Here is a 263-nt window from a genome sequence, read left to right on the forward strand (position 1 = left end):
ATGACTACCGGCGCGACGATGATGCGGGCTTGTGGAGTTCAGCCGATCTGACTTATGTCATTACCTATGAAATGTGAGGACGCTATGCCTGTACCAAATCCTACAATGCCGGTGAAAGGTGCCGGGACCACCCTGTGGGTTTATAAGGGGAGCGGTGACCCTTACGCGAATCCGCTTTCAGACGTTGACTGGTCGCGTCTGGCAAAAGTTAAAGACCTGACGCCCGGCGAACTGACCGCTGAGTCCTATGACGACAGCTATCT

General features: G+C 54.0%; 2 protein-coding genes. Both read left to right on the plus strand.

The annotated features are described in order from the left end of the window. Positions 1-77 (plus strand): phage tail terminator protein (gene gpU / locus SB749_RS19820; protein WP_215255295.1); only part of this gene is annotated, 77 nt, incomplete at its 5' end. A 7-nt stretch (positions 78-84) separates the two neighbouring features. Next, positions 85-263: phage tail tube protein (locus SB749_RS19825; RefSeq protein ID WP_265092482.1), on the plus strand; the 179-nt coding region annotated here is incomplete at its 3' end.

The sequence above is a fragment of the Brevibacterium sp. SIMBA_078 genome (assembly GCF_046534565.1).
Lineage (GTDB): Bacteria > Actinomycetota > Actinomycetes > Actinomycetales > Brevibacteriaceae > Brevibacterium.